General features: G+C 43.5%; 10 protein-coding genes and 2 rRNA genes. All 12 read left to right on the top strand.

Features of this window, described 5'->3' with window-relative positions:
- Positions 1-128 (top strand): 23S ribosomal RNA (locus FKZ59_RS12300); the annotation flags it as partial.
- Between the two features lie 52 nt (positions 129-180).
- Positions 181-296 (top strand): 5S ribosomal RNA (rrf, locus tag FKZ59_RS12295).
- Between the two features lie 495 nt (positions 297-791).
- The gene (locus FKZ59_RS12290) at positions 792-2,213 is read left to right on the top strand and encodes an aminotransferase class I/II-fold pyridoxal phosphate-dependent enzyme (protein WP_141603054.1); all 1,422 of its coding nucleotides are present in this window, start codon (positions 792-794) and stop codon (positions 2,211-2,213) included.
- A gap of 3 nt (positions 2,214-2,216) precedes the next feature.
- On the top strand, positions 2,217-2,885 hold the full coding sequence (gene tmk, locus FKZ59_RS12285; RefSeq protein WP_141603053.1) for a dTMP kinase: 669 nt from the start codon (positions 2,217-2,219) through the stop codon (positions 2,883-2,885).
- Between the two features lie 314 nt (positions 2,886-3,199).
- Positions 3,200-3,529 carry a cyclic-di-AMP receptor gene (locus FKZ59_RS12280; protein WP_141603052.1) on the top strand — a complete coding sequence of 110 codons (330 nt, stop codon included), beginning with the start codon at positions 3,200-3,202 and terminating at the stop codon, positions 3,527-3,529.
- 47 nt (positions 3,530-3,576) lie between these two features.
- The gene (locus FKZ59_RS12275) at positions 3,577-4,017 is read left to right on the top strand and encodes a YaaR family protein (protein WP_141603051.1); all 441 of its coding nucleotides are present in this window, start codon (positions 3,577-3,579) and stop codon (positions 4,015-4,017) included.
- Between the two features lie 83 nt (positions 4,018-4,100).
- Entirely contained in the window at positions 4,101-5,105 is a 1,005-nt protein-coding gene (holB, locus tag FKZ59_RS12270; protein WP_141603050.1) for a DNA polymerase III subunit delta', read from the top strand.
- Complete coding sequence (locus FKZ59_RS12265; protein WP_141603049.1) at positions 5,098-5,913, top strand: PSP1 domain-containing protein; 816 nt, start codon at positions 5,098-5,100, stop codon at positions 5,911-5,913. Before holB ends, FKZ59_RS12265 begins: the two co-directional genes overlap by 8 nt.
- A gap of 24 nt (positions 5,914-5,937) precedes the next feature.
- Complete coding sequence (gene yabA, locus FKZ59_RS12260; RefSeq protein ID WP_141603048.1) at positions 5,938-6,285, top strand: DNA replication initiation control protein YabA; 348 nt, start codon at positions 5,938-5,940, stop codon at positions 6,283-6,285.
- Positions 6,286-6,344: 59 nt separating this feature from the next.
- Positions 6,345-7,094, top strand: a complete 750-nt coding sequence (locus FKZ59_RS12255) for a tRNA1(Val) (adenine(37)-N6)-methyltransferase (RefSeq protein WP_141603047.1) — start codon at positions 6,345-6,347, stop codon at positions 7,092-7,094.
- Positions 7,078-7,371, top strand: a complete 294-nt coding sequence (locus FKZ59_RS12250) for a GIY-YIG nuclease family protein (protein ID WP_141603046.1) — start codon at positions 7,078-7,080, stop codon at positions 7,369-7,371. Before FKZ59_RS12255 ends, FKZ59_RS12250 begins: the two co-directional genes overlap by 17 nt.
- Positions 7,343-8,212: a 16S rRNA (cytidine(1402)-2'-O)-methyltransferase gene (gene rsmI, locus FKZ59_RS12245; protein ID WP_141603045.1), complete on the top strand. Its 870-nt coding sequence runs from the start codon at positions 7,343-7,345 to the stop codon at positions 8,210-8,212. Before FKZ59_RS12250 ends, rsmI begins: the two co-directional genes overlap by 29 nt.
- Positions 8,213-8,296: the final 84 nt, after the last annotated feature.

Raw genomic sequence — 8,296 nt, 5'->3', positions numbered from 1 at the left:
CTCAAGATGAGATTTCCCATTGCGTAAGCAAGTAAGATCCCTCAAAGACGATGAGGTAGATAGGTCCGGGGTGGAAGCACGGTGACGTGTGGAGCTGACGGATACTAATCGATCGAGGACTTAACCAAGAAAACACTTTCGATGCCGTTATCCAGTTTTGAGGGAACAACCCTCATATTGTGAAGTGACGATGGCGAAGAGGTCACACCCGTTCCCATACCGAACACGGAAGTTAAGCTCTTCAGCGCCGATGGTAGTTGGGGGCTTCCCCCTGCGAGAGTAGGACGTCGCTTCGCAAGAAAGCACCACTTTTGAAGTGGTGCTTTTTTGTTTTCAAAAATAAGCCCCCAACTGCCAAAGACCGAAGGTCAGGTCGGCGCGGTTAAGGAAGCAGCTATTCAATGGATAAGGGAATCCAGAGCAGCAGCAGGCGAGAAGCCCGGGGACCAAGAAGGTCAAGGAAGCGAGCCGGCCCGGATCGGAGCGTACAGTGTACGTGAGCACCGGACCGGCGAAGCTGACGCGGAGATTCGCCGGTCAACGGGCTTCGGAGCCAGTGCCGATGGTAGTGAGGGGGCTTCCCCCTGCGCGAGATAGACGCGCGCTTCGCAAAGACACCACTTTTTCAGTGGTGTTTTTTTATTGCAATCCATAAAACTCCTTCTGTGCAATTGTACGGTTCCCCTGTATTTGTAAAAAGTTTGAAAATATTTTATTGAATTCTTTATCAAAAGATGTGTTTTTCCGTCATTCGGACTATAATAAAAGTCAGTAGTACAGGGGGTAAAACGATGAGAATCGAACGGCCATTAGTGGAAACATTAAAGAAATTTACGGAGAAACATCCGATATCTTTTCATGTACCGGGCCATAAGAATGGATTAATTTCGGGATTGCCGCAGGATATGCAGGGTGCACTGCCCTTTGATTTAACAGAGCTGACAGGTCTGGATGATTTCCATCATCCTGAAGGAGCAATATACGAAGCGGAGCAATTGTTGGCACAAACATACGGTGCCGATCGCAGTTTTTTTTTAGTTAATGGTTCCACCGTGGGCAATTTGGCAATGATTTATGCCGTTTGTAAACGGAATGAGAAAGTGATTGTACAAAGAAATGCCCATAAATCGATTTTTCATGGACTTCAATTGGTCGGGGCGAAACCGATCTATGTTTCCCCGGAATGGGATGAAAAAACAAGGACGGCCACTCACGTAACATTTACGACTTTAGAAGAGGTATTGCTGATTCATCAAGATGCCAAAGCGGTCATTTTGACTTCTCCGACCTATTATGGAGCGGTGTCCAAAGAATTAAAACTGCAGATCGCTCTCTGTCATGAATTGGGGATCCCGGTTTTGGTGGATGAAGCCCATGGCGCCCACTTTTCGGCAAGCAAACGATTTCCGGAGTCTGCTCTGGATGCAGGAGCGGATCTGGTTGTTCAATCAGCCCATAAAACCTTGCCGGCAATGACCATGGCATCCTTTTTACATATCAAATCAAACCTTGTGGATGCAGAGAGGGTCAACCGATATTTACGGATGCTGCAGTCAAGCAGTCCATCCTATGTATTGCTTGCTTCTTTGGACGATGCAAGACATTATGTGCAAACCTATTTGGAAAGTGACGCAAGCTACTTTTTCGAAAAAAGGGAACGGTGGATTGAAGCGTTGCGTTCCATTCCATCTTTGCAAGTCATCGAAATGGACGATCCGTTAAAAGTGCTTTTAAGAGTACCAGGCCATTCCGGTTTTCAGGTGAAAGAGGCATTGGAAGAGCGCGGCATATATCCGGAATTGGCGGATCTTCATCAAGTTTTGCTCATTTTGCCTTTGTTGAAACAGGGACAAAGTTTTCCTTTTGCAGAAACAAGGATTTTGATCAAAGAAGCGGTTGCCATGTTGAAAAATACAAAGGCGATGGATGGATTTGCGACATCTTATCAAAATAAGAACAAAATCTCCATTCCCGAATATTCCTTCGATGAATTGGAGGATAAGGAAACGGAATGGATTCCTTATGTACGGGCCATTGGCAGGGTTTCGGCAGGTATGGTCATTCCTTATCCACCGGGCATCCCTTTATTTATACCGGGAGAAAAAATTACGGTATCCAAACTGAGCCAATTGGAAGAACTATTGGCGGCAGGAGCAGCTTTCCAAGGGGAGCATCGACTTGAAGAAAAGCTCCTTTATGTGGTAAAGAATTAATCGATGTCTAAAAATCAATGCAATTTATTGGAGGAACAACTTGTGGGATATTTAATCAGTTTTGAAGGAGGAGAAGGAGCAGGGAAAAGCACGATCCTCCAACGCTTAGCGGAATATTTGGTTCAACAGGGGTATGAGGTTGTTTGTACGAGAGAGCCTGGAGGCATTGAGATTGCCGAACAGATTCGAAACATCATTTTAGATAAAAAGAATATAAAGATGGATGCCAAGACCGAAGCCCTTTTGTATGCTGCCGCAAGAAGGCAGCATCTTGTTGAAAAGGTCATTCCGGCGATAGAACAAGGAAGTATTGTGTTATGCGATCGATACATTGACAGCAGCCTTACCTATCAAGGGTATGCGAGAGGGCTCGGAATCGAAGAAATATGGGCCATCAACCAATTTGCCGTGAATGGCTATATGCCCCATTTGACTTTATTTTTGGACGTCTCTCCCGAAGTGGGGCTATCCAGAATCCGGAAAGACGGCGACCGGGAAGTCAATCGCCTGGATTTGGAGTCGCTGGATTTTCACCGCAAAGTTCGGAAAGGATACTACGAACTTTTAGAAAGGTTCCCTGAGAGGATCAAGAAAATCGATGCCGATCAGGACATGGACACTGTATTTCATCTGGTGTTAAATGAGGTGTTGAATTATTTAAAAAAGGAATAAATGGAAAAAAGGGATATCTGGAATGGATATCCCTTTGTTTTTCTTTTTCTTTTAAGGGTATACTGTAAAAAACATTCATGCTCTTTTATGAAATGATCAGGATTTGCCGCCCGTTGTGGGCGTTGCATGAAAAGTTGATCATGAAACAGGGCAAAATCATCGTTTCATTCATAAAATAAGGAAAAAATTTTCTTTTCCTGACAATCCGCCATCTAAACAGCATCCAAAAGAATGGCTGATTTTTCTGAAAGCAGGAAATGAAGTGTAAATGGGTAATATGATATAATAAAATACAAGAACGTAGGAGTGAGTGGATGAAGTTAATCATTGCCGTCGTTCAGGATTTGGACAGCAACCGGTTGTCGAATGCATTAATGAAGCAGCAGTTTAGGGCGACAAAGCTGGCAAGTACCGGAGGGTTTTTGCGCTCGGGAAATACCACTTTTCTCATAGGCGTAGATGATCAGGATGTTCCGAAGGTGTTGGACATCATCCGGGACAATTGCCGGGCGAGGGAACAATTGTTCACTCCTGTTTCACCTCTTGGAGGAAATGCCGATACGTATATTCCATATCCGGTGGAGGTGGAAGTTGGCGGTGCAACGGTGTTTGTGCTGCCGATCGAAGCATATTACCACTTTTGAATGACGGATTCCTGTCATTTGAAGAATCATGTAGGGGCTGAAGTTTTGTGAAAATTAATCAGGATTTACGGGTAGGGATTAAACCGAATCTTCAAGAAATAAAACATACAACTGAGAACAATAACCGCTTTGGAGAACTTGTTGTCAAGCATGGGCAGAAACTGCAAAATGAGCAATTGACCCGTCTGTTGGGGGATATCTCCGCGGCGGGGGATCGTGTCGCAAGATCCAGAAATTTGCGTGACTTGGCCCGATTTAAGATGCTCGTGAAACGCTTTCTGCAAGAAACCGTTGAATATGGCCTTGAATTGAAACAGTCCCACACCTGGAACCGGTTCGGCGAAGGCAGAAGGTTGAAAATCATTAAAACGATTGACGAACATTTGGTGGAGTTGGCTCAGGACATTTTGGACGAAGAAAAGGAAACGATTGAGCTGCTTGATAAAATTGGAGAAATAAAAGGCCTATTGATTAATTTATATATGTGACCCCCCGTGTCTTTTGAATATTAATAGACACGGGATTTTTTCTAAAAAAAGGTTGATTTTAAGGGAAGAAAAGGTGGAAGGAAATGCTTGAAACCGTTGATCAACTAATGAAACTGCAACCGATTGTCATGAAGCAATTGCAGATGATTTTTGAAAAGGGACGCATTGGACATGCTTATATATTTGAAGGGGAAAAAGGCACGGGAAAAAAAGAGGTGGCGAAATTTTTTATTAAACTGCTGCTTTGTCTAAACCCGTCGAAAAATGTTCCATGTGAAACATGCAGAAATTGTAAACGGGTGGAATCCGGCAATCATCCGAACGTGCTGCATATCGAACCGGATGGACAATTTATTAAAGTGGAGCAAATCCGGGATTTAATTTCAACAATGGCCAAAACGTCCTTTGAGGAAGGAAGAAAAATTTATGTCCTCCATCATGCCGATAAGATGAATATTGCCGCAAGCAATACGTTGTTAAAGTTTTTGGAAGAACCGGATGGACAAGTAACGGCCATTCTTTTAACGGAACAATATCAATCGATCTTGCCGACGATCCGGTCCCGCTGCCAGCATATCAAGTTTTCAAGCATTCCAAAAGAATTTTTAATTCAGCAATTGGTCGAACATGGATTGACGTTTTCCATGGCATCCACGGTCAGCCAGGTAACGAACAGCCTTGAAAAAGGACTTGAGCTGGCGCAAGATGAGCAGTTTGCACTTGCGAGAAAAACAGTGTTAAAATTAGTTGAGGCTGTCAGAAAGAATGTGAATGAAGCATTGTTGATCATATATGACGAATGGATTCCGAATTTGAAGGAAAGAAACGAATTCGAGCTCAGCCTCGATTTACTGCTTTTAGCTTATCGGGATATTGTAGCGATAAAGGCAAATCCGGACAGTGCCTGCACTTATCCGGATATGATCGATAGATGGAAGGAATTTGCATTATCTTCCACATATGAGCAATTGTCAAACCAGATGCATGCAATCTTGGAAGCCAGACAAAATGTGGGACGCAATATGAATCGCACGCTTTTAATGGAACAGCTAATGCTGAAATTGCAGGAGGGGTATTCCTTTGTATAATGTGGTAGGTGTCCGCTTTAAACGGGCGGGTAAGATATATTACTTTGATCCTGGAGAATATCAACTGGAAAAGGATCAATACGTGATTGTGGAAACGGCCCGGGGGATTGAATACGGAAAAGTCGTAATTCCGATGAGGCAAGTGGGAGAAAATGACGTGGTTCTGCCTTTGAAGCAGGTGATCCGCCCAGCGACGGAACGGGATAAAATCCAGGTGGAAGAAAACAAGAAAGAAGCGAAACGGGCTTTTGATATAGCAAATGTAAAAATTGCAGAACATCAGTTGGAAATGAAGCTGGTGGATGTTGAGTATACATTCGATCGGAATAAAGTCATTTTTTATTTTACAGCAGAGGGAAGAGTGGATTTCCGCGAACTGGTAAAAGATTTGGCCGCGATTTTCCGGACCCGCATAGAACTTCGGCAAATCGGGGTTCGGGATGAAGCGAAACTGCTCGGGGGCATTGGTCCTTGTGGCCGGATGCTATGCTGTACTACCTTTTTGGGGGATTTTGATCCGGTTTCCATTAAAATGGCGAAAGATCAAAATTTGTCCTTAAACCCTACAAAAATTTCCGGATTGTGCGGACGATTAATGTGCTGTTTAAAATATGAAAATGATGATTACGAAACTGCGAAAAATGGAATGCCGGACATCGGTGAAACCATCATCACTCCTGATGGCGTCGGAACCGTTGCGGGAATCAATGTACTGGAACGGGTAATCCAAGTCTATTTGGAAGAACTTGAACGGACTGCCGAATATACATTGGAAGAAATCCTTGCATGCGAGAAGAATTTGATATAGACATATACTAATGGGGTGGCTTGGTTGAGGGACCGTAATTTTTTAGATGCTATAATGGAATTCGAACAGCAACTGGAATCGCTACAACAGCAATTTGACGAAATCAAAAAATCTGTTGCGCATTTGGTGGAAGAATATCAGTCACTTCAAATAGAAAATTATCATCTCAGAAAGCGATTGGAAGATCTTACAAAGGCAGCAGAAACTTTTGAACAGGGCGGAAAGAAAGGCGCTTTAGATATCGGGGAGGGCTATGACAATTTGGCCCGGCTTTATCAGGAAGGCTTTCATGTATGCAATGTGCATTTTGGAAGTTCCCGGAAAGGTGAGGACTGCTTATTTTGTCTTTCGTTTTTTAATAAAAACAGTTAACAAAAGGCTGATACCCGAATGGGGTACAGTCTTTTATTTTCATGAGGAGGAGTGTCAGTGTGGAAGAATGGTTGAAAGGCGATGAACGCCTGGATTATTTATTGGCGGAGGATTTGCGTATTATCCAGAGTCCTTCTGTTTTTTCCTTTTCTTTGGATGCCGTTTTATTGTCGAGGTTTGCAAGCATCCCGATTTCAAGGGGGCAAATAGTTGATTTATGTACCGGAAACGGGGTCATTCCTTTATTTTTAAGCACCCGTACCAAGGCAAAAATCATTGGTGTGGAAATACAAGAGCGGTTGTATGATATGGCTGTAAGAAGCATCAAGTACAATGGATTGGAAGACCAGATTCAAATGATTCATGGGGATGTAAAAGAAATTCCTCCGATGCTCGGCATTGAAAAATATGATGCGGTGACATGCAATCCACCTTATTTTTTGGACATTGAAACAAGCGACAAAAACTTGAATGAGCATTATACCATCGCCCGCCATGAAGTGCTCTTGACCCTGGATGAAGCGATTTATGCCGCAAGCAGATTATTAAAACAGGGGGGAAAGGCGGCTTTTGTACATAGACCGGGCAGACTCCTGGATATTATCACTTCCATGAGGAATTATCGTCTGGAACCGAAGCGGATACGTTTTATTTATCCGAAAATGGGGAAAGAAGCCAACATGCTGTTGATTGAAGGAATCAAGGACGGGAAGCCGGATTTAAAAATTTTGCCTCCGCTCTATGTTTATAATGAGAACAATGAATACACGGATGAAACGAAAGAATTGTTATATGGAAAAAAAGGATAACCATTATTTTTATGTGCTGGAATGCGCCGATTCCTCCCTTTATGCCGGTTATACCAATCATTTGGAACGGAGAATTAGGCAGCATAATGAAGGCAAAGGGGCAAAATATACAAGAGCACGGCGGCCCGTCCAATGCATTTACTATGAAATCTTTGAAACGAAAGAGGAGGCGTTGAAGGCCGAATACGCCTTTAAGCAATTAAAACGCAGCGAAAAGATAAAATATATTGAAATTGGGAGAGAAAAAAATGAAGTCTCAAAAAAGCAGCATACATGAGCAAAGCGGTTGTTTGTATTTGGTGGGAACCCCCATAGGCAACTTGGAAGATATCACCTTGAGGGCCTTGCGCATTCTAAAGGAAGCGGACATCATTGCAGCAGAAGACACAAGAAATACAAAAAAATTATGTCATTATTACGATATTTCCACTCCTTTGGTAAGCTACCACGAACATAACCAAGAACAGGCCGGCGAAAAAATATTGCAATGGCTGCGGGAGGGGAAAAAGGTCGCATTGGTCAGCGACGCGGGGATGCCTTGCATTTCTGATCCGGGAGCCGATCTTGTCCAAAAAGCGGTTTCGGAGGATATTGCGGTCATCCCTATACCGGGAGCCAATGCGGCATTAACCGCTTTAGTCGCATCCGGTTTAAGCCCTCAGCCTTTTTACTTTTTCGGTTTTTTGAACCGCAACAATAAAGAAAGAAAAAGACAGTTGGCCCAATTAAAAAACCGGAAAGAAACATTGGTTTTTTATGAAGCGCCCCACAGGTTGCAAGAGACGCTGGAAAATATCGCGGAGGTGCTAGGCAATCGTCGCATTGTGCTAGCAAGGGAGCTGACGAAAAAATTCGAGGAGTTTTTGCGCGGAACGGTGGAAGAGGCTCTCCAATGGACAAAAGACAATGAGATCCGGGGAGAATTTTGCATCATCTTGGAAGGTGCGAAAGAAAATGATGAAAATGAAGAAGCTCCTTATTGGGCGGGGATGACGATCCCTGAACATGTGGAATTCTTGATGAAGGAAAGACAACTTTCTTCAAAGGAGGCCATTAAGGAAGTGGCGAAATTAAGGGGGCTTCCAAAAAGGGAGGTTTACCAGCAGTACCATTTATAAAAAAAGCTGTCTAGAAATCCAATTCTAGACAGCTTTTGCCACAGTGAAGTCCCTCTTGTCACCACACATGATATCTCAAGCGAA

This window comes from Ureibacillus terrenus, from assembly GCF_006569205.1.
GTDB classification, from domain to species: domain Bacteria; phylum Bacillota; class Bacilli; order Bacillales_A; family Planococcaceae; genus Ureibacillus; species Ureibacillus terrenus.
The sequence above is the reverse complement of the archived record's forward strand: the minus strand, read 5'-3'. Positions and strand labels throughout refer to the sequence as shown.